Origin of the sequence: Saxibacter everestensis (genome assembly GCF_025787225.1) — a bacterium.
Taxonomy (GTDB): domain Bacteria; phylum Actinomycetota; class Actinomycetes; order Actinomycetales; family Brevibacteriaceae; genus Saxibacter; species Saxibacter everestensis.
In genome coordinates this window covers 397,005-419,878 of the sequence record NZ_CP090958.1, presented here as the reverse complement: position 1 = coordinate 419,878, position 22,874 = coordinate 397,005, and the positions used below count along the sequence as shown (strand labels likewise).

General features: G+C 63.5%; 23 protein-coding genes. 12 read left to right on the top strand and 11 right to left on the bottom strand.

Annotated features, from left to right (window positions below; all coding sequences use genetic code 11):
* The first annotated feature begins 39 nt into the window (after positions 1–39).
* The gene (locus LWF01_RS01980) at positions 40–1,134 is read left to right on the top strand and encodes an S-(hydroxymethyl)mycothiol dehydrogenase (protein ID WP_349639363.1); all 1,095 of its coding nucleotides are present in this window, start codon (positions 40–42) and stop codon (positions 1,132–1,134) included.
* Entirely contained in the window at positions 1,135–1,740 is a 606-nt protein-coding gene (locus tag LWF01_RS01975; protein WP_349639362.1) for an MBL fold metallo-hydrolase, read from the top strand.
* Positions 1,741–1,852: 112 nt separating this feature from the next.
* On the opposite strand, the gene LWF01_RS01970 is transcribed toward LWF01_RS01975, so the two are convergent.
* Positions 1,853–2,806: a sugar-binding transcriptional regulator gene (locus LWF01_RS01970; protein ID WP_349639361.1), complete on the bottom strand. Its 954-nt coding sequence runs from the start codon at positions 2,804–2,806 to the stop codon at positions 1,853–1,855.
* Between the two features lie 145 nt (positions 2,807–2,951).
* Here LWF01_RS01970 and LWF01_RS01965 point away from each other — a divergent pair, with 145 nt between their 5' ends.
* From LWF01_RS01965 to glpK, 3 genes are all read left to right on the top strand, one after another.
* Positions 2,952–4,724: a glycerol-3-phosphate dehydrogenase/oxidase gene (locus LWF01_RS01965; protein ID WP_349639360.1), complete on the top strand. Its 1,773-nt coding sequence runs from the start codon at positions 2,952–2,954 to the stop codon at positions 4,722–4,724.
* 140 nt (positions 4,725–4,864) lie between these two features.
* Positions 4,865–5,656, top strand: a complete 792-nt coding sequence (locus tag LWF01_RS01960) for an MIP/aquaporin family protein (protein WP_349639359.1) — start codon at positions 4,865–4,867, stop codon at positions 5,654–5,656.
* Between the two features lie 48 nt (positions 5,657–5,704).
* The gene (gene glpK, locus LWF01_RS01955; RefSeq protein WP_349639358.1) at positions 5,705–7,219 is read left to right on the top strand and encodes a glycerol kinase GlpK; all 1,515 of its coding nucleotides are present in this window, start codon (positions 5,705–5,707) and stop codon (positions 7,217–7,219) included.
* Positions 7,220–7,322: 103 nt separating this feature from the next.
* On the opposite strand, the gene LWF01_RS01950 is transcribed toward glpK, so the two are convergent.
* Together LWF01_RS01950 and LWF01_RS01945 are read right to left on the bottom strand one after the other, a co-directional pair.
* The gene (locus LWF01_RS01950) at positions 7,323–8,087 is read right to left on the bottom strand and encodes an enoyl-CoA hydratase/isomerase family protein (RefSeq protein WP_349639357.1); all 765 of its coding nucleotides are present in this window, start codon (positions 8,085–8,087) and stop codon (positions 7,323–7,325) included.
* The gene (locus LWF01_RS01945) at positions 8,084–9,286 is read right to left on the bottom strand and encodes a CaiB/BaiF CoA transferase family protein (RefSeq protein ID WP_349639356.1); all 1,203 of its coding nucleotides are present in this window, start codon (positions 9,284–9,286) and stop codon (positions 8,084–8,086) included. The genes LWF01_RS01950 and LWF01_RS01945 overlap by 4 nt, the downstream gene beginning before the upstream one ends.
* Positions 9,287–9,426: 140 nt before the next feature.
* Between LWF01_RS01945 and LWF01_RS01940 the strand changes: the two genes are divergently transcribed.
* From LWF01_RS01940 to LWF01_RS01920, 5 genes are read left to right on the top strand one after another with little or no spacing between them, the layout of a single operon-like run.
* Complete coding sequence (locus tag LWF01_RS01940; protein WP_349639355.1) at positions 9,427–10,167, top strand: GntR family transcriptional regulator; 741 nt, start codon at positions 9,427–9,429, stop codon at positions 10,165–10,167.
* A gap of 25 nt (positions 10,168–10,192) precedes the next feature.
* Positions 10,193–11,203: a 4-hydroxythreonine-4-phosphate dehydrogenase PdxA gene (locus LWF01_RS01935; protein WP_349639354.1), complete on the top strand. Its 1,011-nt coding sequence runs from the start codon at positions 10,193–10,195 to the stop codon at positions 11,201–11,203.
* 26 nt (positions 11,204–11,229) lie between these two features.
* Positions 11,230–12,213: a tripartite tricarboxylate transporter substrate binding protein gene (locus tag LWF01_RS01930; RefSeq protein WP_349639353.1), complete on the top strand. Its 984-nt coding sequence runs from the start codon at positions 11,230–11,232 to the stop codon at positions 12,211–12,213.
* Positions 12,214–12,215: 2 nt separating this feature from the next.
* Positions 12,216–12,890 (top strand): tripartite tricarboxylate transporter TctB family protein, encoded by a 675-nt coding sequence (locus LWF01_RS01925; protein WP_349639352.1) that lies wholly within the window; start codon positions 12,216–12,218, stop codon positions 12,888–12,890.
* Positions 12,891–12,898: 8 nt separating this feature from the next.
* Complete coding sequence (locus LWF01_RS01920; RefSeq protein ID WP_349639351.1) at positions 12,899–14,392, top strand: tripartite tricarboxylate transporter permease; 1,494 nt, start codon at positions 12,899–12,901, stop codon at positions 14,390–14,392.
* Between the two features lie 37 nt (positions 14,393–14,429).
* On the opposite strand, the gene ispF is transcribed toward LWF01_RS01920, so the two are convergent.
* Genes ispF through LWF01_RS01905 form a run of 3 tightly spaced genes read right to left on the bottom strand, consistent with a single transcriptional unit; the run spans position 14,430 to position 16,149 of the window.
* Positions 14,430–14,909 carry a 2-C-methyl-D-erythritol 2,4-cyclodiphosphate synthase gene (gene ispF / locus LWF01_RS01915; protein ID WP_349639350.1) on the bottom strand — a complete coding sequence of 160 codons (480 nt, stop codon included), beginning with the start codon at positions 14,907–14,909 and terminating at the stop codon, positions 14,430–14,432.
* Positions 14,910–14,918: 9 nt separating this feature from the next.
* Positions 14,919–15,665: a 2-C-methyl-D-erythritol 4-phosphate cytidylyltransferase gene (gene ispD / locus LWF01_RS01910; RefSeq protein ID WP_349639349.1), complete on the bottom strand. Its 747-nt coding sequence runs from the start codon at positions 15,663–15,665 to the stop codon at positions 14,919–14,921.
* 1 nt (position 15,666) lies between these two features.
* Positions 15,667–16,149 (bottom strand): CarD family transcriptional regulator, encoded by a 483-nt coding sequence (locus tag LWF01_RS01905; protein WP_349639348.1) that lies wholly within the window; start codon positions 16,147–16,149, stop codon positions 15,667–15,669.
* A 237-nt stretch (positions 16,150–16,386) separates the two neighbouring features.
* Between LWF01_RS01905 and LWF01_RS01900 the strand changes: the two genes are divergently transcribed.
* A complete protein-coding gene (locus LWF01_RS01900) occupies positions 16,387–16,989 on the top strand; it encodes a hypothetical protein (RefSeq protein WP_349639347.1) in 603 nt (200 codons plus the stop codon).
* Positions 16,990–17,238: 249 nt separating this feature from the next.
* Here the strand turns inward: LWF01_RS01900 and LWF01_RS01895 are convergent, their stop codons facing one another.
* Both LWF01_RS01895 and LWF01_RS01890 read right to left on the bottom strand, forming a co-directional pair.
* Positions 17,239–17,922 (bottom strand): response regulator transcription factor, encoded by a 684-nt coding sequence (locus LWF01_RS01895; RefSeq protein WP_349639346.1) that lies wholly within the window; start codon positions 17,920–17,922, stop codon positions 17,239–17,241.
* Between the two features lie 60 nt (positions 17,923–17,982).
* Positions 17,983–19,209: a sensor histidine kinase gene (locus tag LWF01_RS01890; protein ID WP_349639345.1), complete on the bottom strand. Its 1,227-nt coding sequence runs from the start codon at positions 19,207–19,209 to the stop codon at positions 17,983–17,985.
* Between the two features lie 165 nt (positions 19,210–19,374).
* On the opposite strand from LWF01_RS01890, the gene phoU reads away from it, so the two are divergent.
* A complete protein-coding gene (gene phoU, locus LWF01_RS01885; RefSeq protein ID WP_349639344.1) occupies positions 19,375–20,010 on the top strand; it encodes a phosphate signaling complex protein PhoU in 636 nt (211 codons plus the stop codon).
* Positions 20,011–20,117: 107 nt separating this feature from the next.
* On the opposite strand, the gene LWF01_RS01880 is transcribed toward phoU, so the two are convergent.
* The 3 genes from LWF01_RS01880 to LWF01_RS01870 all read right to left on the bottom strand — a co-directional run bounded on the left by LWF01_RS01880 (position 20,118) and on the right by LWF01_RS01870 (position 22,746).
* Complete coding sequence (locus LWF01_RS01880; protein WP_349639343.1) at positions 20,118–20,867, bottom strand: phosphoglyceromutase; 750 nt, start codon at positions 20,865–20,867, stop codon at positions 20,118–20,120.
* Positions 20,868–20,999: 132 nt separating this feature from the next.
* Complete coding sequence (locus LWF01_RS01875) at positions 21,000–21,533, bottom strand: type III secretion system chaperone family protein (RefSeq protein ID WP_349639342.1); 534 nt, start codon at positions 21,531–21,533, stop codon at positions 21,000–21,002.
* On the bottom strand, positions 21,526–22,746 hold the full coding sequence (locus LWF01_RS01870) for a glycosyltransferase (RefSeq protein ID WP_349639341.1): 1,221 nt from the start codon (positions 22,744–22,746) through the stop codon (positions 21,526–21,528). Before LWF01_RS01870 ends, LWF01_RS01875 begins: the two co-directional genes overlap by 8 nt.
* Positions 22,747–22,874: the final 128 nt, after the last annotated feature.

Below are 22,874 nucleotides of genomic sequence, written 5' to 3'. Positions count from 1 at the left end.
TGAAGATCGAACTCGTACGTCGCAGATTGAAGGAGCAAGATGTCCGTAACGGTCAAAGGTGTCATAGCGCGTTCTCAGGGCGCTGAAGTTGAACTCACGGATATTGTGATTCCGGATCCTGGCGCCGGCGAGGTCGTCGTCGACATCGAGACCTGCGGCGTCTGCCACACCGACTTCCACTACAAGGAGGGCGGGATAAACGACGAGTTCCCTTTCCTTCTGGGACACGAGGCCGCCGGGAGGGTCAGCGCCATCGGCGATGGCGTCGACAATGTCGCAGTCGGCGATTTCGTGGTGTTGAACTGGCGGGCGGTCTGCGGAGAGTGCCGGGCGTGCAAGCGTGGCGAGCCCTGGTACTGCTTCAACACCTTCAACGCCCGGCAGAAGATGACGCTGGCAGATGGCACCGAACTCAGCCCGGCCCTGGGCATCGGCGCGTTCGCAGAGAAGACGCTGGTGCACGCGAAACAGTGCACGAAAGTGAACCCGGACGCCGACCCGGCTGCGGCCGGGCTTCTCGGCTGCGGCATTATGGCCGGCATCGGGGCGGCAATGAATACCGGAAACGTCAGCCGGGGTGACTCTGTCGCCGTGATCGGCTGCGGCGGGGTAGGCGTGGCAGCAGTCGTCGGTTCACGTCTTGCCGGCGCCTCGACGATCATCGCCATCGATCGCGATGCCAGGAAGCTGAGCAAGGCGCAGGAGCTCGGCGCCACACACGCAATCGACTCTTCCGAAATGAATGAGGATGACGTGGTCGCGGCGGTGCAGGATCTCACCGGCGGGTTCGGTGCTGATGTCGTGATCGATGCCGTGGGCAGGCCTGAAACGTGGCGGCAAGCGTTCTACGCCCGCGACCTGGCCGGCACCGTAGTACTCGTCGGCGTGCCGACTCCGGAGATGATGCTCGAAATTCCGCTGCTGGACGTGTTCGGTCGCGGCGGAGCATTGAAGTCCTCCTGGTACGGCGACTGCCTGCCCGAACGCGATTTCCCGATGCTCACCGACCTGTACCTGCAGGGCCGGCTGCCGTTGGATGAATTCGTCAGCGAGAAGATCGGCATCAGCGACATCGACGCCGCCTTCGAGAAGATGGCTCGCGGCGAGGTCCTGCGCTCCGTGGTGGTGCTGTAGATGGCGGCCCGAATCGATCAGCTCGTCACGTCGGGGACATTCAGCCTGGACGGTGGCACCTGGGATGTCGACAACAACGTCTGGATCGTGGGCGACGATGCCGAGTGCGTCGTCATCGACCCGGCGCATGATGGCGCAGCGATCCTGAAGGCTGTTGGCGAGCGCCGTTTGGTGGCCATCCTGTGCACGCACGCCCACGATGATCACATCGACGCCGTGCCCGATGTGCAGGACGTGACCGCCGCACCAACCTACCTGCACCCGGCGGATCGGGTGCTCTGGGATCGGACTCATCCGGAACGGTCGCCGAGCCACGAGCTCGCCGACGGTCAGCGGATCTCGATTGCCGGAATTGAACTACATGTGCTGCACACCCCGGGACATTCTCCCGGCGCGGTCTGCCTCTTCGCCCCGGATCTCGGCACAGTTTTCAGCGGTGACACCCTGTTCAAAGGCGGCCCGGGCGCTACCGGCCGGTCATTCAGTGACCATCCGACGATTATCGACTCCATCACGACCAAGCTGCTCAACCTGCCGGCCGAAACCGTGGTGCGGACCGGCCATGGCGAATCGACCACGATCGGCGACGAGGCCGGCGGCATTTAGACAGCCGGTAGGAGGCTGGCTCTAATAGATACAGCCGTAAGGAGGCCGGCTCTAAAGATGCAGCCGGTACAGACGGTGCCGGCAGCTAGGTCCACAGCCGGCGGCAGCTAGCTCACACTTCGAGCAGACTCGATGCTGTCGGTTCGTCGATCACCAGGTCAGTCACCAGATGAGATGCCAGCGCGGCACGCAGCGCCGGAACCTTGTTCTCGCCCGAAACGACGCAGAGCCTGCGGTGGATTCGGCGCAGCTCGTCCGGCGGTATCCCCGAGGCACGTTGGTTCAGCGGGATGTCGTGGTGGCTGCCGTCCGCCCGGATGAAAACTGTGTTGATGTCGCCGACCACGCCCTCGGTGCGCAGGGACCGGAAGTCGGCGTCATCGAGGTAGCCCGCGGTGTACACGTGGCTGGGCACGCCGCCGGCGACCGCGCCGACACTGAACAGCGCGACATCCACATTCCGCTGCATCCGCAGAATTCGTTTGATGCTTCGCTCCTGCCACATCGCCTTCCGGGTCGCCGCATAGTCAAAGAACGCCGGCACCGGAAAATGCTGCACCGGCGCGTCGAAGGCCGCGCCGAACCGTGAGATGACGTCCGCCGCGTAGCCGATACCGGTCGTGCTCGGGTTCGCAGCGCCATTGAGCTGGACCACGTTCGCCCCGCGGGTGACCTTATGGACGAGCTGGCGTCCGACCGCTGCGGTCGTGGTTCCCCAGGCGATACCGAGTGTCATATTGCCGCCGAAGATCTGTCCCAACAGCTTGGCGCCCCGTGCGGTGACGGTTTCCAGCCGCTCGAGTTCGTTGGAGCTGTCGGCTACCGGAACGACCTGCGCCGAAATGCCGAACTCCCGGCGGAATACCTTCTCGAGGTCCTTCTCAGTGCTGTGTGGGACGTTCAGCGTGATCTCGACCAGCTTGGCGTCCCGGGCGTACTTGAGCAGCCGGGACACTGTCGATCGCGACACCCGCATCTGCCGGGCAATCGCCTCCATCGTCACGCCTTGCACGTAATACAAATGTGCAATCCGCAACGCCTGCTGCGCCTTGTTCTCGGCGACCACCTTTTGCCTCTTTCAGCCCGATTTATCTCCCTGACTCGGACTAATTATGCACGTATGTGCAAACGCCTTGTGAAATCGTGCACGGCGATTCAGAGTGAAATGAACGATGCAGACTCCCCAGTTAGCGAAGACAGGGTAAAAGAGAATGAAAGCAGCAGCACTCTCCACCGACTCCCGAACCGCCGCCATCGAGCAGATGAAGAGCGGCGAGGTACTGGACATCCTGGTGATCGGCGGAGGTATTACCGGGGCGGGCGCGACTCTGGACGCCGCCAGCCGCGGGTTGACGGTCGGACTGCTTGAAGCCCGGGATCTGGCCTCCGGCACTTCTTCCCGGTCGAGCAAACTGATCCATGGCGGGCTGCGCTATCTGCAGATGCTCGATTTCGCCCTGGTCCGCGAGGCGCTGACCGAGCGCGGCCGGCTGCTGACCACGATCGCGCCGTACCTGGTCGAGGCCGTGCCGTTCATCTACCCCTTCAAGCACAAGATCTGGGAACGGGCCTACGTCGGGGCGGGCCTGGCGCTCTACGATGCTCTGAGCTTCGCCGGTGGCACCTCCCGGGGTGTGCCGTTGCACAGGCATCTGAGCCGGCGCGGCGTGCACAAGCTGTTTCCCGGCCTGCGTGACGACGCTGCCATCGGCGGAATCCGCTATTACGACGCCAAGGTCGACGACGCCCGGCTGGTGACGCAGCTGGCGCGGACTTCCGCCTCACACGGAGCACTGATCGCCACCCGCACCCAGGTGATCGGCTACCTCAGCGACCGCGGCCGGGTGACCGGGGTTCGTGCAAAGGACCTCGAGTCCGGCGAGGAGTTCGACGTACGGGCCAGCCAGGTCATCGGGGCCACGGGAGTCTGGACGGAGGAGACCGAATCGCTGCCCGGCCTGCCGAGTAGCACCGACACCAGCGCCGCGACGTCGCCGGTCAGCCGTGGCCTGAAGGTGCGTGCCTCGAAGGGGATGCACATAGTGGTTTCCGGCGAACGCATCGTCGGCAATGCAGGCATCATTTCCGAAACCGAGAAGAGCGTCCTGTTCATCATCCCGTGGGACGGCTACTGGATTATCGGCACAACTGACACCGACTGGCACCACGCAAAGGCCCATCCGGTGGCCAATAGCGCCGATATCGATTATCTGCTTGACCACGCCAATCAGGTCCTGCAGTCGCCGCTGAGCCGCGACGACGTGATCGGCACCTACTCCGGCCTGCGCCCGCTGCTGCAGCCGGTCCAGAATGCGGCCAAGAGCACCGCGAAGGTCTCCCGGGAACACACCGCCGCGCAACCCGCCCCCGGTCTGACCGTCATTGCCGGCGGGAAGTACACGACGTACCGGGTGATGGCCGAGGACGTCGTCGACCTCGCGCTCGGCGACGAAGCAACAAGTCGTCCGTCGCTCACCGCCCAGCTGCCGATCGTCGGAGCCGAAGGATTCGGTATCCGGTTCCGCCAGCGCAGCAGGATCGCGCACAGGTACGGCTGGGAGCTGCATCGGGTCAACCATCTTCTCCGCCGCTATGGCGCGCTGATCGACGAGCTGCTGGAGCTCGTCGACGACCGGCCGGAGCTTGGAGAACCGCTCGATGGCGCCGAGCAGTACCTGAAGGCCGAGGTCGTCTATGCCGCCAGCCATGAGGGCGCAATGCACCTGGAGGACGTGCTGACTCGACGCACCAGGTTGTCGTATGAGCAGCGCGAGCGCGGCATGGCAGCTTCCGCCGACGTCGCAACGCTGATGGCTGGCGTACTCGGCTGGAGCGACGCGGAAAAGCAGCAGGAACTCGACAGCTATCGCAAACGGGTTGAAGCCGAGCTGGCTGCTCAGAATCAACCGGACGACGAGGCCGCTACCGCATTGCGCGAGGCCGTTCCGGAAATTCAACCGACGATTGGAACCGATGTCTCCTAACTGACACAAACATCGACCAAAAAAGGCCGGGCTCCGGCGACCAAATAGCCCCTACCAGCCGGTAGGTTAACTCACAAACGCGCTATGGTGCGCACTTCCCAGTGGGAAGCTTTCCGTTCAACGAAGAAAGAGGAAATGCCTTGTCTCTCCCCTCAGTCATCCTCGCGGCTCCCGCCGCCTCGACCTCGCTCGGCCAGGTATTCGCCTCCGAAGTCCTTGGCACAGCATTCCTGATCATCCTGGGCGCCGGTGTGGTGGCCAACAACATCCTGAAAGGAAACAAGGGACTCGGCGGCGGCTGGCTGATGATCAGCTGGGGCTGGGCGCTCGGCGTCTTCGCCGGCGTCATCGTCGCCGCGAAGTCCGGTGCGCACCTGAACCCCGCCGTGACGCTCGGCCTGTTGTCCTCCGGCGCAGAAGAATACGCTCCGGGTGTCGCCGTGTCGTTCGGTTCGACAATGACCTACCTGGCAGCCGAGCTGGTAGGCGCCTTCCTTGGCGCCGTCGTTGCCTGGCTGGCGTACAAACAGCACTTCGATGCTGAGGAATCCCAGGCCGCCAAGCTCGGCGTTTTCTCCACCGGTCCGCAGATCCGCTCCTACGCCTGGAACCTGGTGACGGAAGTCATCGCCACCTTCGTCCTGGTCTTCGCCATCCTGGCCACCAACGCGATTACGAAATCCGGCGGGGAATGGCCCGGCGCACTCGGCCCGCTCCCGGTCGCGCTGATCGTGCTCGCAATCGGCGTGAGCCTCGGCGGACCGACCGGCTACGCGATCAACCCGGCCCGCGACCTCGGTCCGCGCATCGCACACGCCATTCTGCCGATCAAGGGCAAGGGCAGTTCGGACTGGTCGTACTCCTGGGTCCCGATCGTCGGACCGATCGTCGGCGGCGTGCTTGCCGGACTGGCCAGCATCGCGGTGTTCTGACCCGCCGGTATACATCTTCAATAAATTCTCACCGAAAGGCACTTCGCAATGACGCAATATGTCGTAGCTATCGATCAGGGAACCACTAGCAGCCGGGCAATCGTTTTCGACCACTCCGGGTCGATAGTCTCCTCCGGCCAGCTCGAACATGAGCAGATATTCCCGCAGGCCGGCTGGGTGGAGCATGACGCCAAGGAGATTTGGGACAACACCCGCGAGGTGATCGGCCAGGCGCTCAGCAAGGCGAACATCACCAGGCACAATGTGGAAGCCATCGGAATCACCAACCAGCGCGAAACCACCGTGGTCTGGGACAAGAACACCGGCGAACCGGTCTACAACGCCATCGTCTGGCAGGACACCCGCACCCAGAAGATTGTCGATCGGCTCGCCGCCGACGGTGGGGTTGAGCGATTCAAGCAGACCGTGGGACTGCCGCTGAACACGTACTTCGCCGGCACCAAGATCGCCTGGATCCTGGAGAACGTCGAGGGCGCGCGGGAAAAGGCCGAGGCAGGTGACCTGCTCTTCGGCACCACGGACTCCTGGGTGCTGTGGAACCTGACCGGCGGCGTGGACGGCGGCATTCACGTCACCGACGTCACCAACGCCTCCCGCACGTTGTTCATGGACCTGAAAACGCTGAGCTGGGACGACGAGATTCTCGAAGTCTTCGGCGTTCCCAGGTCGATGCTGCCAGAGATCAAGAGCTCCTCCGAGGTCTACGGGACGGCATCGCCGAACAGCCTGCTGCGCGAGGTGCCGATCGCCGGCATCCTCGGCGACCAACAGGCCGCAACCTTCGGTCAGGCAGCCTTCGACAAGGGAGAGGCCAAGAACACATATGGCACCGGAAACTTCCTGATCTTCAACACCGGCGAAGACATTGTGCACAGCGAGAACGGCCTGCTCACCACGCTCGGCTACAAGCTCGGCGACAACAAGCCGCACTATGCGCTCGAGGGGTCGATTGCCGTCACCGGTTCGCTGGTGCAGTGGCTGCGGGACAACATCGGCCTGTTCAAGGACTCGCCCGAGGTGGAGAAACTCGCCGAAACGGTTGCCGACAATGGCGGCGCCTACTTCGTGCCGGCATTCTCCGGCCTGTTCGCACCGCATTGGCGTCCCGATGCCCGCGGCGCACTGGTCGGCCTGACCCGTTTTGTGAACAAGGGCCACATCGCCAGGGCCGCCCTGGAATCCACTGCATTCCAGACCCGCGAGGTGATCGATGCGGTGAACGCCGATTCGGGCGTGCCGCTCACCGAGCTCAAGGTCGACGGAGGGATGATCGCAAACAACCTGCTGATGCAGTTCCAGGCGGACATGCTCGGCGTTCCGGTGATCCGCCCGGTGGTGGCCGAGACGACGGCGCTGGGCGCAGCCTATGCCGCCGGGCTCGCGGTCGGGTTCTGGAAGGACCTGGACGAGCTGCGGGCCAACTGGCAGGAAGACAGCCGCTGGGAGCCGCAGATGGACGCCGAGGAACAGGCGCGCCAGTTGCGGCTGTGGAGCAAGGCGGTCACCCGCACCTTCGACTGGGTAGACGAGGACGTCAAGTAACGGTTCCAACCAAGCGAAACGGTCCGGTTTCTGCTTCACGGCGCGGCAATATCCACGCCCAGTAAGCCACAAACCGGACCGTTTCGGCTGGGAGCGCAGCCGGCTAGCGCCCTTGCCAGACCGGCTTCCGTTTGCTGGTGAAGGCCGTGACCGCGTTCGCGAAATCCTCGCTGCCGTAGACCAGCGATACGATGTCCTCGTCGTCCACCGTCGAGCCTGCATAAATCCGGCGCATCGCCTCTTTCGTTGCCCATAGCGTCAACGGCGCGCTACTGCCGAGTCGCCGCACCAGCGCCTCGACCTCGGCATCCACATCGTCGCTCACCGTCGTGACGAACCCGGAGGCGAGTGCCTCATCAGCCGACATCAGCCGGGCCGTCATCAGCAGGTCCGTCGCACGGGCCCGCCCGACCAGGCTGACCAGAACGGATAGCGTGCTCGCCGAGAGGCAGTTACCAAGGGTGCGAGCTATCGGCACCCCGAACTTCGCCCCCCGGTCGGCAATCCGCAGGTCCGCGACCGCCGCGATCCCAAGGCCGCCGCCGATGCAGAACCCCTCGATCGCGGCAATCACCGGGACCCGCACAGCGGCCAGCCGCCCGAGAATTGCGCTGATCCGCTGCTCGTACTCAATGCCGTCCTGCCCGGTGAAGCCCTTGAACTGGGCGATATCGGTCCCGGCGACGAAGGCGGTACCGCCGGCGCCGCGAAGCACCATGACGCGCACCGAGTCTTCGGCATCGGCCCGCTCGCAAGCAGCCTGCAGACCCTGGTACATCTCCCAGGACATCGCGTTGCGTTGTGCCGCCCGGTTGAAAGTGACATAGAGGGCGTCGGACTTCTGCTCGACCAATAGCTGATCGGTCATGGCGTGCTCCCGGCCTCGGGACAGAGGGCCTCCAGCTCGTCGCCCTGGTAGCCAAGCGACTCGAGGATCTCCCTGTTGCCCGAGGCAAGCACCGGGCCGGCATTCCGCCGGACCGCCGGCGTCCTGGAAAACCGCATCGGGGATCCGATCTGCCGGACCGGGCCGATGGCGGGATGCTCGGCATCCCAGAAGAACTCGCGCGCGGCGAGGTGTTCGTCGTTGAACACCTCGCCGAAGTCGGAAATAGGTGCGCAGGGAACGCCCGCCTGATTAAGGATGTCGACAACCTCGGCAGTGGTGAGCTCGCCCGTGCGCCGCTCGATCGCCTCGATCAACGGCTCCCGATTCTGCAGCCGGTCATACGCACCGGCGTATCGCGGGTCCTCGAGCAGCTCATCCAGGGTGAGCGCTGCGCAGAAGGCCTGCCAGTTCCGGGGCGTATTGGCCCCGATCGTGACGTACCCGTCCTTGCTCCGCACCGCCTGGTACGGCGCCTGGTTCTGATGCGCGGAACCGTTCGGTCCGCCGACCGTACCCTCGGCAAAGTAGGCGCCGGCCTCCCATACGCCGAACGAGACACCGGACTCCATCAGCGAAACGTCGATGAACTGGCCGGTGCCGGAAGAATGCCGCTCATGCAGCGCGGCAGTGATCGCCAGCGAGACATAGAGCGCGGTGGTCAAGTCGCAGATCGGTACTCCGACCTTTGCCGGCGGCATATCGGGATAGCCAGTGATGCTCATCAGGCCGCTGCGTGCCTGGGCCATGATGTCAAGACCGGGCAAGTGCGACAGCGGACCATCCTGCCCCCATCCGGACGCCGAGGCGTAGATCAGGCCCGGGTTGGCTTCCCGAAGATCGTCGTATCCGAGCCCGAGTCGGCGCATTGCCCCTGGGCGAAGGTTCTCGACGATGACATCTGCGGTGGCCGCGAGACGCACCAGCGCTTCCTTCCCCTGGGCTGACTTGAGGTCCAGGGCAAGCGATTCCTTGTTCCGGTTGAGTCGGATGAATGGGGAGCTCTCGCCATCGATGAACGGTCCGGTTGCCCGGGTTTGCTCTCCCGTGACCGGCGACTCGACCTTTATCACCCGTGCGCCAAGATCGGCCAGTTGCATCGTGGCGAACGGGCCGGCCATGAATACGCCGACCTCGATCACCGTAACGCCCTCGAGCGGGGCGTGCGGGGAGCCTGCCATCGAAAACCTCCTGATAGGTGCTTGCGCTGAAATGTGATCTGGGTTACATTTCAACCGAATACTGTATACAATAGACCCACACCCACCGGATCGGTCAAGTACTAACCGATCCGCTCGGCACCAGATCAGAGGATTTGTCAATGGACTCAGTTACTGTCACGGCAGGAGTGCCGGGTAAGATCGCCGCCCCGCCCAGCCTCGCCGAACTGGCAACCAGGAACCTCACGGACGCCATCCTGTCCGGCGACTTCCTGCCTGGCGAGCGTCTCGTGGAGGAACGACTCTGCGACCAGCTTGGCATTTCCCGCCCGCCTCTCAGAGAAGCACTCAAGGTGCTGGAACACAGCGGACTCGTGGTCCAGATTCCCCGGCGCGGTGCGATAGTTACTCCGCTCACCCAGCACGATGTGTACGAGATTGTCACGCTGCGAAACGATCTGGAGCCGATGGCGATGCGGCTGGCGTTCCCGAAGCTGGCACCGGAAAGACTGGCCCGTTGTCATCGAGCGATCGCCCGGATGGAGGAAGTCGCAGAGTTCGGCAACGAGGCCGCGATGACCCGGGCCGGCTTCGAGTTTCACATCGCTGTCGTCGGCCTGGCCGGGCATCGGCGCCTGGAAGACACCTACCGGTCGATGGCGATGCAGCTGCAGCTGTGCATGGCGATGAACAACAAGGCCCGCCGGGGCATCGAAGACCTGCACGGCAACCTGGACCGTCATCGCCGCATGCTCCGCGTAATTGAGACCGGAACCCTGGATGACGCGATCGACGAGTTGGAAGCACACGGCCACCAGACATTCCTGGTCGATGTCGTCGACCAGCTTGACGGCGCAACACCCGAATCCACCGCCTGGCTGGAGCGACTGCGCCATGCCTAATCGTTCGCCACTTCAGGGAGACCCAGTGACCTACCGCCCCCGCATCGCACTCACCTTCGGCGATCCTGCCGGGGTTGGCCCCGAGCTCGGTGCGAAGCTGCTCAGCCAGCCGGACCTCGGCGACCTCGCCGACGTGCTGGTACTAGCCAGCCGGGAAGAACTGGACCGGGCCGCCGACCACGCCCAGGTCAGCCTCGACATTGCCGACGAGCCGGGCTCGGGACGACCGGTGCTGATGCCTCCGCCACGATCTGGCCCACTGCCAACCGAACTCGGAGTAGTCAGCGCAGCGGCCGGCGCCTGGGCGCTCGATGGCCTGCGCTACGCCCTGCGGCTCGTCGAGGACGGCGAGGTGGACGCTATCTGCTTCACGCCGCTGAACAAGTCATCGCTGCATCTTGCCGGAATGAACACGGAAGATGAACTCCGATGGTTCGCCGATACGCTTCACTTCGGCGGCCGCACCTCGGAATTCAACATCCTGTCCGATCTCTGGACCGCCAGGGTGACGTCGCACATCGCACTGGCCGACGTTCCGCAGCGCATCACCGCGGAAAACGTCACAGCAACCGTTGAGATGTTTGCGACAGCGCTCAAGGATTCCGGACTTGACTCCCCGCGGATCGGCGTCGCGGCGCTCAACCCTCATGCCGGAGAGAACGGAAGTTTCGGGCGGCAGGAAATCGACGAAATCGCTCCCGGCGTCGCGGCCGCCCGCGCTAACCGGATCGATGCCAGTGGGCCCTTCCCGTCGGACACGATCTTCCTGCGCGCCCGCGCGGGTCAGTTCGATGGCGTCGTGACGATGTATCACGACCAGGGGCAGATCGCCATGAAGATGATGGGATTCGACCAGGGCGTCACCGTGCAGGGCGGGCTTCCGATTCCCATTGCCACCCCCGCGCATGGAACGGCTTTCGACATCGTCGGCCAGAACAAGGCTGGTCTGGGCGCAACCCTTAACGCGTTCAGGCTCGCCGCAACTATCGCTACCAGAAAAGCTGTCCGCGAAGGCAAAACCAACCAATCCGTCTAGCACTCATTTATCAAAGGAGATAGATCATGTCGAAAATGCGAACCCGCCTTGCAGGTGCCGTCGCAATCGCGGCGATCAGCACACTGGCCTTGTCGGCCTGCGGTATGAACTCCGAGAATTCAGCCTCCGGCGGCGAGGAGTTCCAACCGGAGGGCGACGTCAAGATGATCGTCCCGTTCGCGGCCGGAGGCGGCAGCGACATCGCAGGCCGGGCCACGGCGGCCGGACTTGAAGAAGCCAGCGGCGTCAACATTTCGGTAGAGAACCAGGAGGGTGGTTCCGGCGCGGTCGGCTACTCGAACTTCCTGGCCCAGAACGGCAACGCCGAGTACCTGTTGGCTTCCGAAACGGCGCTACTGGCTCTGCCGCTCACCCAGAAAGTGGAGTTCGACTACACCAGCTTCACCCCGATCATGAAGCTCGGCGACGATTACACCCTTCTCGTGGTGAAAGAGGATTCGCCATACAAGACCTGCAGCGACCTGGTGAACGCCTCCAAGAATGAACGAGTGGTCGCGGCGATCTCCGGGGCGACCGGCCTGGACAACATCGTCTTCACCCTGATGGAAGAGAAGGCTGGCGCGAAGTTTGACCGAGTGCCCTTCGAGTCCGGCAGCGAAGCGACGACTGGCCTGCTCGGAGGCAAGGTCGACGTCATCTCGGTGAACCCAGGTGAGATCACCGGCCAGCTCGAGGCAGGCACGGTCAAGCCGCTGTGCGCCGCAGCAGAAGAGCGGTACAAGTACGATTCGCTGAAAGATATTCCAACTGCCAAGGAGCAGGGAATCGATGTGTCATTCGCCCAGTTCCGCGGCGTGATCGCCCCAGGCGGGATAAGCGACGAGGCGAAGCAGTACTGGATCGACGCTGCCAAGAAGTTCGCCGACTCGGATGCCTACACGAAGTACATCGAGGACAACATGATGCAGCCGAACGTGTCATACGGTGATGACTTCGCCGCGTACTTGAAGTCCAACAACGAAGATCTCAAGACGGTACTGGGTAAGTAATCATGTCGAAGATCGTAGTCGGCACAATCACCGCAAATATTGTTGTTATTGCCATCGGCGTGGCCGCCGTCATCGCCGGGGTCGGCTACGGAATCTTCGCTGATAACGGCCAGATCGGCGCCGGGTTCCTGCCCGTCTTCGCCGGTAGCCTGATGACCGTGTTCGCCGCCCTCGACCTCGTCACCACGTGGCGAGGTGGAGGGGGCACGCTCGAAGAGCTGGCCGCGGAACGGCTTGGCCTGCCGACCGATGCCGCTCTGGCACCGGCCGCCGCACGCACAGCGGCGGCCGGGCGGGCAACCGAACCGGCGGTTGGGAGTGCTGCGGCCGCAACCTCCGAGGGCACTGCAGGTCCGGCGGCTGGCGGGGCAACCGAACCGGCTGAACAGGAGGCCAGCACCGGCATCGGCGAGGTGGACATCTTCGGCCGGTCCCAGCGCAGGCGAAATCAGATCCTGCTGATCGTGGTCGGCGCGACGGTGATCACCGTTCTGCTGGTTCCGCTTCTCGGCTTTATCGTGTCGTTCGCGCTGATGCTCTTCGGCATTTCGTTCCTGGTTGAACGGCAGAAGTTGCTTACGTCCATCATCGTCACCGTCGTGGCGCTGGCCGCTATCTACGGAATCTTCGTCATCCTGTTGCGGGTTCCGCTGCCGCAAGGCATCTTCGGATTCTAGGAGTCACTGTGCTGGAAAACTTAATGCTGGGCTTTCAAACGGCCCTGACCCCTGAGAATCTGCTCTGGTGTTTCATCGGTGTGCTGATGGGGACAATCATCGGGCTGATGCCTGGCCTCGGATCGACCACCGGCGTCGCAATCCTGATTCCGCTCACCCTGGCGATGGAACCGGTGACGGCGCTCATCATGCTCGCCGGCATCTACTACGGCGCCCAATATGGTGGCACCATCACCTCGGTGCTGATATCGACCCCCGGCGAAGCGGCCAGCGTCGTCACAACCCTTGACGGCTATCAAATGGCCAGAAAGGGCCGAGCCGGTGCCGCGCTGGCTATTGCGGCGATCGGCTCGTTCGTCGCCGCCATCATCTCGCTTGCGCTGTTGATGGCGCTCGCTCCCCCGTTCGCGAAGCTGGCGCTGAACTTCGGCCCGGTCGAGAATCTTGCCATCATGATTCTCGGCCTGATAACCGTGGTGAGTTTCTCGGGTGGCTCGCTCAACAAGGGTCTGATGATGGCCGCGGCCGGTCTGCTCATCGCCACGGTCGGCGTCGCAATTGCCTCCGGGCAGGCACGGTTCACCTTCGGCAATGTCAATATGCTTGGCGGAATTCCGTTCGTCGAGGTGATGATAGGCCTATTCGCCCTGGGAGAGGTCTTCTACCAGATCAGGGTGGGCGCGGCCGCGCCGATTCGGGCCAAGTTCCGCGACATGGTGATCAGCAGGAATGACCTCAAGCGAAGCGGGGCGCCAATCATCCGAGGCACCTTCATCGGCTTCCTGCTCGGCTGTCTTCCGGGCGCAGGCTCGACGCTCGCCTCGTTTATGTCGTACGGCATCGAGAAGCGTTTTTCGCCGAACCGCGATGAATTCGGCAAGGGAGCTATCGAGGGAGTCGCGGCGCCGGAAAGCGCGAACAACGCGGCCGCAAACGCAAACTTCGTTCCGACCTTGGCGCTCGGCATCCCGGGTGGTGGAACGACCGCCGTCCTGTTGGGAGCGTTCACCATTTACGGCATCCAACCGGGTCCGTTGCTCTTCGAGAACCAGCCCGAGCTGGTCTGGGGCCTGCTGGTCTCGTTCTTTATCGGGAACGCCATGCTGATCGTGCTGAACCTGCCGATGGCTCCGGTGTTCGCACAGATGCTCCGGATCCCGTACGCCTACCTGTATCCGATCATCCTGCTGACCAGCTTCGTCGGCGCATACTCGGTCAACAACAACATGTTCAGCGTCTGGCTCGTGCTGATCTTCGGGGTGGTCGGCTACATCATGAAGGAGCTCGACCTGCCGATCGCTCCGCTCGTGCTTGGGCTCGTACTTGGGCCGCTGTTTGAGAAGTCGCTGGTTCAGACGTCGGCGCTTGGACAGGGCAGCTTCGGCATCGTGCTGCAGAGTCCGATCGCGGTCGGAATTCTGATCTTCGCCCTTGCACTCGCAATCGGCCCTGCGATCTTCCGCAAGGTCAAGCCCAGTAAGAAGGATCCGGCGCTGGTCTAACAGCCGCCGTCGTCTGCTCGCAGGGCATTGCCATCGTCTATTTCTCGGCCACCAACGCGGTCGCGACGGCGGCAATGCCCTCGCCGCGTCCGGTGAGACCCAGCCCATCAGTCGTCGTGGCGGAAACGGCAACCGGGGCGCCGGCGGCTGCGGATAGCGCGCTCTGCGCCTCGTCCCGGCGGGGCCCCAGCTTCGGCCGGTTCCCGATGACCTGGACCGCGATGTTCCCGATTTCGAAACCGGCCGCGCGGACCAGGGCTGCCGCCTCGGCGAGTAGTCGTGCGCCGGATGCTCCGGCCAGGTCCGGACGGTCTGTGCCGAAATGCTGGCCGAGGTCGCCTATACCCGCAGCTGAGAACAATGCGTCGGCGCACGCGTGCGCTACTACATCGGAATCGGAGTGTCCTTCCAGCCCTGGCTCATCCGGCCAGAACAGGCCAGCCAGCCACAATGGCCGAGCCGGGGACTCGCTAAAGCCATGAACGTCTATGCTGATGCCGGTACGGGGAAGTTTCACGTTTCCAGCCTACGACGGGCTGCTGAGAAGTAACTCGGCAATCGCCAGATCCTTACGCGAGGTGATCTTCATCGAGCGTTCATCGCCGGCCACTGTCGCTACCGGCACCCCGAGCCGTTCAACCAGCATCGCGTCATCCGTGGCGGATATCCCGGCGGCGGCAGCGTCCCGGTGCGCCCGCTGCAGCAGCTCGCGATCGAAACCCTGTGGCGTCTGTACGATCCTCAGCCCCGACCTGCTCGGCGTGCCGACAACCGTGCCCTGGATGGCTGACTCTAGATCATCGGCGCCGTCCGGAGCGGCGGTCACCGGCTCAACGAACTTCACCGTGTCGACCAACGGAAGCACCGGTATCACTGCCTGGGCTCCCCCGGCAAGCGCCTGATGCACCCGGCGAAAGACAGCACCGGGTGCGAGGCAACGCGCGGCATCATGCACCAGGACGAACCTTATAGTCGGGTCGAGAACGGCAAGCCCGGCCCGGACAGAGTCCACCCGGTCCGGGCCGCCCGCCACGACACTGACGGCACGATCGCTGTCGCTGTCGCGACGGTGGTCGGACAGCAGGGCACGGACCTGATCGAGGTGCGCCTCCGGCGCGACGACAACCACCTCGTCGACGACACTAGACGCCAACGTCCCTCGAACAGCGTGCACCAGCAGTGGTTCGCCATTCAGGCAGACCAATGCCTTGGGCATGCCCCGACCAAGCCTGGCACCGGCACCGGCGGCCGGTATGACTGCAGCAGTTGCCACCTTAGGAGGCAAGTACCTCGTCGAGGATGGCCTCTGCCTTCACTTCTTCGGTCTTTTCTGCCAAGGCAAGCTCGGAGACGAGGATCTGACGCGCCTTGGAAAGCATCCGCTTCTCGCCGGCAGAGAGCCCACGGTCCTGGTCGCGGCGCCACAGGTCGCGTACCACCTCGGCCACCTTGATTACGTCACCCGAAGCGAGCTTCTCAAGATTCGCCTTGTAACGACGCGACCAGTTGGTCGGCTCTTCGGTGAACTCCGCACGCAGTACATCGAAGACCCGATCAAGGCCGTCTTTGTTCACCACGTCGCGCACGCCAACAAGATCACAGTTCTCGGCGGGGACCTCAATCGTCAGATCGCCTTGAGCTACCTTCAGTTTCAAGTACAGTTTGCTTTCACCTTTGATGCTTCGAGTTTTGATCTCTTGGATCAATGCTGCACCGTGATGAGGATAGACAACAGTTTCGCCGACCTGGAAAGCCATGTGATTAGAACCCCTTTCGCGGCTTCCATTCTAACATGACTCACCCACCGCCTTCCTAGCATTTTCGCAGGTCAGCAGGTATAAGGCAGTTTGCATCATGTTACGCCAAAGCCTTGACAGACCGCCGAGTTCATGATGTGCACCGGGTAGCCCGGAATATGTCGGCACAAGTGCCAGCCGTTAGGATGTAGGCGAACCGCCCAGAATTCCCTCCGCCAGTCAAGGAGAGCACCAGACGTGAGTCGGCTTACCCGAGTGTTGCAGGCTGCCACCGCAGCCTTGTTATTGATCCCCGCCGCAGGATGCTCGGCACTCATCAACGAACAGGCGACAACCAACGAGTACGCGGGCGGAGACGGCATAAGCCTCGACGTCGGCGAGCTTGAGTTGCGCAACATCATGCTGGTCGGCAAGGAAGTCGGTTCTCCCGCAAACCTGCTGCTCGTCGCCGTGAACGACAGCAGTATCGAACAGAGTCTCAGCATCGAGATCTCCGGCCAGGACCTGAGCTTCGATGTTCCGGCCGAGTCGCAGCTGGAGGTGAACCCCGATGCCGACGAGGAAGCCCAGGTCGATCAGCTGGAGGCCGGGCCCGGCGCACTCCAGGACGCCAGCTTCACCTCCGGATCGGACACCAAGGACGAGCGGATCCCGGTGTTCAACGGCGCCCTCAGCCAGTACGCGCCGTATCTGCCGACCGCGTCGCCCACTCCGACGGAGGAGCCAACCACCGAGGCCAGCGACGAGCCGACGTCGGCCTCCACCGATGAGCCGACTAGCGGGGCCAGCGACGAGCCGACCGACGAGTCCTCAGCAGAAGCTACATCCGGCTCGCACTAAGTCCAGGATCGCGAAGTCCGGGTTCCGTCAGGTCCGCCGGCGATTTAGCGTACGGAACCCGGACATCGCGATGACGGTGGCCGCAGGCTCTCACGGCTGACGTCGAGCATCGCCCCGACGTTTGCAGGGTCTAGGACGTCCTGCCGCCCCGATTCAGTCCGCATACTGAGACCGCTCGGGTTACCGGTGAGTTAGCCGCCGCAAACCTCTGCCGGCCGCACGGCGTTCGCGTTCCTGCTGCAGCGCTGCTCAGGGTTCGAACTTGTAGCCGAGACCGCGAACCGTAACCAGCAGTTGAGGGTCGGAGGAATCCACCTCGACCTTGGCCCGAAGCCGCTTGATATGCACGTCGAGGGTCTTGGTGTCGCCGACGTAGTCCTGGCCCCAGATCCGGTCGATGAGCTGCCCACGGGTCATTACCCGACCCGCATTCCGGACCAGGATCTCCAGCAGCTCGAACTCCTTCAGCGGTAGCGGCAGATCCTCGCCGCGGACACTTGCAACGTGCCGCTCAACATCGATCCGCACGCCTCCGGCTTCCAGAACCGCCTCGGTGCGCAGATCGTCGGGCTCGAAATTCCGCCGGAGCACCGCACGTACCCTGGCCAGCAACTCCCGCGAGGAGTACGGCTTCGTGACATAGTCATCGGCGCCGAGTTCCAGCCCGACCACCTTATCGATCTCGGTATCCTTTGCGGTCAGCATGATGATCGGGACCGACGATTTCGCCCGCAGGGTCCTGCAGACTTCGGTGCCCGAAGCGCCCGGCAACATGAGATCAAGCAGGACGAGGTCTGCTCCATTGCGATCGAACTCCGCCATAGCCTTCAACCCGTCGTCGGCAATGGCGACCTCGTACCCCTCCTTGCCTAGCAGGTAGGACAGCGGGTCTGAGAACGAGTCCTCGTCCTCAACCAGAAGAATTCGCGTCACGTTGTTTCTTTCTTTCTATCGATGGAGCCCTTTGGAACCAGAGCCTTGGGTAGCGGGGAGTCAGTGGTCAATCGGTTCGGCGGTGGGATCGTGCGGCGTGTCAACCGGGTCGTCATCAGCCGGGTCATTTTCGGCTTGGTCATCTTCGGCAGGGTCATCGTGTACCGCTTCGCCGATCGGGAGCACGAGGGTGAAGGTCGACCCGTGGTCAGGCTGGCTCCAGACCCGTACCTCGCCGCCATGGTTGGCAATGATGTGCTTCACGATGCTCAGGCCGAGGCCGGTGCCGCCGGTTTGCCGCGACCTGGCCGGATCGACCCGGTAGAACCGCTCAAAGACGCGGGCCGCGGCTTCCTTGCTCAAGCCGATGCCCTGATCCGTGACGGCGATCGCGACCATCTCCCCCTCCTGCCGGACGCCTATTCCGACATGGGTATCCGCGTTGGAGTAGTTGATCGCGTTCTCTACAAGATTCCGTACCGCGGTGACCAGGAGCTCGAAGTTTCCCGAGACATACCATTCATCCGACTCGGCAAGCGATAACCGGATTCGCTTGGTTTCGGCGGCGAACCGCGAGCGGTCGACTGCCTCGTGCAGGATCGAGCCGATCGGAATGAGTTCCCGGTTGTCCGGGGTGTCGTCATCCTGCACCCGGGACAGGTCGATGATTTCCTTGACCAGCGAGCTGAGCCGCCGCGATTCGCGCTGCATCCGCTCGCCGAAGCGCTTGACCGCTTCTGCGTCATCCGAGGCGTCAGACACAGCTTCGGCCAGGAGCGAGATGGCGCCGATCGGCGTTTTCAGCTCGTGTGAAACGTTGGCGACGAAATCTCGCCTGATGTCTTCGACCCTCCGTGCTTCGGTGTGATCATCACAGAGCACAAGCACGTAACGCGGCCCGACCGGAGCTATTCGGGCGTGCAACAGGCGGACGGACTTCGATGCCGGACCGCGTGCGTGTTCAAAATCCAGCTCTTCGATCAGGCCGCGCTGGCGGACCCGTCCAACCAGGTCGAGCAGCTTCTCGGAAGCGAGGGCGTGCCCCCGAACCAGCCCGAAGGTGTATGCGGTCGGGCTGGCCTTGACCACATCATCGCCAGCGTCAACCACAATTGCCGCTGACGGCAGCACGGCCAGGACTTCGCTGAGCCCTTCCGGCAGTTCGTGTTCGGAATGCAGGTCCTCGCTTTGCCGGGCACGCTCACTGAGCCGGTATGCCAATACACCGGCGATGCCGATGGCCAGGCCCAGCACACCTGAGAGAATGGCAGCAAGAACAACGTCCACGTCATTTAGCCTAGATGCATCCGGATCAGGCGAAGCACCGAACCTGAGGATTGGTTTCGTTTCTTCAGCCGAAATTCATCCGCCGGTCGTCAGTTGTTTACTCTTGGCTGGAACTGTGGAACGGTGTGCGCAACATGCACGCATCGCTACGAGAGGAAATACCAAGTGCGCGAAGTGTTTCGCCAGGATCTTCAGCAGATCGCCGATCTGCTTACCCAGATGGCAACTCTGGTCCGGTCGGCCATAGGAAATGCCAATCAGGCTTTGAACCAGGTCGACCTTCAACTTGCCGAGCGGGTCATCGAAGAAGACGTCCGGATCGACGAACTGCAGCAGGAACTCGACGAGCTAGCGATCAATGTCCTTGCACGCCAGGCCCCGGTGGCCGGCGACCTGAGAAACGTCGTCGCGGCCCTGCGGATGTCGGCCTCGGTCGAACGAATGGGTGACCTCGCCAGGCACGTGGCCCAACTTGTTCGGATCCGCTACCCGGAACATGCCATCCCTGAGCAGGTGCGGCCGATCTTCGTCGAGATGGGCCAATACGCCGAGAAGATCGCCGATGCCACGATCGAACTTCTGGAAAGCCGGGGCCTCGATCAGGTGCCGGCGATTAACGAGGTCGACGAGAAACTCGACGACCTGCACCGGTCAGTCTTCCAGGCCGTCGCGGCGAACTGGGACGGTAGCGGCGAAAGCGCTATCGATGTCGCCCTGGCCAGCCGGTACTACGAGCGCTTCGGCGACCACGCTGTGTCGGTATCGAAGAAGGTCGAGTACCTACTGACCGGCGACTGGTAACCCGGCCAAGGCGGTCAGGGCTGGCCAGGCGCTTGCGGCACGGCATCCAGCCGCTTGCGGTGCGGTCGATCGCAAGCGCCTGGGGCAACCGACGTCGCCGGCGCTGCTCAGCGGCCCTGGTTAGCGACCTGGCCGATCGCCGCTTCCGCGGCTTCCGGATCGAGGTAGCGGCTCGCGGCCAGCGGCTTCAGCTCGGCGTCGAGTTGGTAGAGCAATGGGATCCCGGTCGGGATGTTCAGCCCGGTGATGTCGGCGTCGCTGATGTCGTCCAGATGCTTGACCAGGGCGCGCAGCGAGTTGCCGTGGGCTGTGACCAGAACCGTGCGGCCGAGCAGCAGGTCCGGGACGATTGAATCGAACCAGTACGGCAGCATCCGCACAACTACGTCCTTCAGGCACTCGGTGCGCGGGAGCGCCTCGAACAGGTTCTGGTACCGCGGGTCACTGACCTGCGAGAACTCGTCGGCGTCATCGAGGGGCGGCGGCGGGGTGTCGTAGGAGCGACGCCAGAGCATGAACTGCTCCTCGCCGAACTCATCCAGCGTCTCCTTCTTGTTCTTTCCCTGCAGGGCGCCGTAATGCCGCTCGTTCAACCGCCAAGACCGCTTGACGTCGATCCAGGACCGGTCCGCGACGTCGAGGGCCAGGTTCGCCGTGGCGATCGCCCGCTGCATCCGCGAGGTGTGGACGACATCCGGCAGCAGGTCGTTCTCGGCCAGCAGCTGGCCCGCCCGGGCGCCCTCGGCCTTTCCCTTTTCGGTCAGGGGTACGTCGACCCATCCGGTGAAGAGGTTCTTCTGGTTCCAGTCGCTCTCGCCATGGCGGAGCAGGATGAGGGTGTACGGCGCTTCAGTCATGGCCTCAATTCTTCCACGCCGCTCCGACACCCGGTCAAGCAGTAGACCCGCCATGGGTCCGACTGGTTCGACCGGCGGCTGAGAATCACCGATCAGGTGCGTCGCGACGGCCCCGCTTCAGACATCCCTCAATCACTCCCCTTCGCCGCCACCGTTCTCCGACGGCCGGCGTAGCAAATGCTCGAAGGCGCTGAGATTCCTGGTCGACTCGCCGCGGGATATCCGCCAGTCCCACTCCCGCTGCATCGAGGAGAGGAATCCAATGGTGAGCAACTCATTGAACGAGCCGTCAGCCTGACTGAGCAGCTCCCCCATCAACTGATCGCACACGTCCACGGTGAGCGCCGCTTTCGGCAATTCGGCCATGAGGAAGACGTCGCCCAGCGAATCGATCATGAAGGCTGCGCCGTGCACCCTGCCATTCCGCTCGAGCAACCAGCGATAGAACTCCTGATGGCGTTCGTCCGGCTTACGGATAACGAACGCCATGAACCGTACCGAGTAGTCGCCGATCTTCACGGCGACAGTGGTCTTCAGCTTGCGTTCCCCCGGCAGCTGCACAACCATGCTGCCGTCGGCCGTGCATTCGATATCGATGCCGGCATCCTGAGCCCAGGCTCTGACCACGCCATCGGCTTCTGCCGGGTCAACGGAAGCCTCAGTCATTACGCTCCACCGCCAATCGGTACACCTCGAGAGTGCGGTCGGCCGTTGCCTGCCAGCTGAACTGCGCGACGTGTTCCAACGCGGACCGGCCCATCTCGGCACGCAGGTCGTCGTCACTTAACACCCGGCGCAAGGCTTTTGCCCAGGCGGTTGGCTGATGTGAATCGACCAGCACACCGCTGACACCGTCGTCGACCACCTCGCTCAAGCCGCCGACTGCCGCCGCAATCACCGGGAGCCCGCAGGCTCCGGCTTCCGCGGCGACCAGACCAAAAGATTCGCTGCGCGAAGGCACCGCCGATACGTCGGAGGCCGCGTACCACCGAGCGAGTTCTGCCGGCGGAACCGGAGGACAAAAAATGACCGACTCGGCCAGGCCCAGCTCGGCGGCACGTTTGCCCAGGTCGGCCAGCCCGTCCTCGGACTCGCCGCTCCGGCCTCCCAGCATGGCAACAGAGACTCGGCTGGCCAGATCCGGTTCCTGGTCCCGCAGCTCGGCGACGGCATCGATCAGGATCTGCGGGCCTTTGAGGTACTGAATCCGGCCGACGAAAAGCACGATCAGATCACGCGCATTCAGGCCGAGCTCGGTGCGTGCCTCCGCTCGGGACGCGGGCCGGAATATCTCGTGATCGACGCCCGGCGTGGCTATTGCGAGCCGGTTGGGATCCGCGCCGTAGAGCTCTACGAGATCCTGGGCCTCTCGTCTCGTGTTGGCGATCAGGAACGACGACTCGGCAACGAGACGTTCCTCCCAGCTGATCCGGTTCTCGGGCTCCTCATCGACCCGCAGGTCGCGGTTCTTCACCCTGGCCAGGGTGTGCATGGTGAGCACGAGCGGAATCCTAAGTTCCAGCCCGAGCAACAATCCGACCACACCGGAAATCCAATAGTGTGAGTGGATGACGTCGACCCCGCGCATCGCTGGGTGAGCGCCGATGGCGTCGGCGATTTCGGCGGTGTGCATGGCGAGGGTCGCCTTGTCGAATGGGCCCTCGCCGGGCGGTCGGACCTGATGGACGCAGGCCCCCGGGAGGAATTCAAAGCTGTCGTCATGGTCGGGATCATGGTCCGCGGTGAAGATCTCCACTTTGACGCCCGACGCCACCAGCTGTTTCGCCAGCTGGACGACGTAGACGTTGAGCCCGCCAGCGTCGCCGGATCCTGGTTGATTCAGCGGGGCCGTGTGGATTGACAGAATGGCGACGTGCACACTACGAGCCTACGCGGCATCCCGGGCGAGCTCTCGGGCAAGCCCGTGCCGGTGCGAGCGACGAGGCAGGCGAGACGTCCGACGGCCGGCCGATCACGACTGCGCGTAGGGAAAGCCGGCCAGCGTTG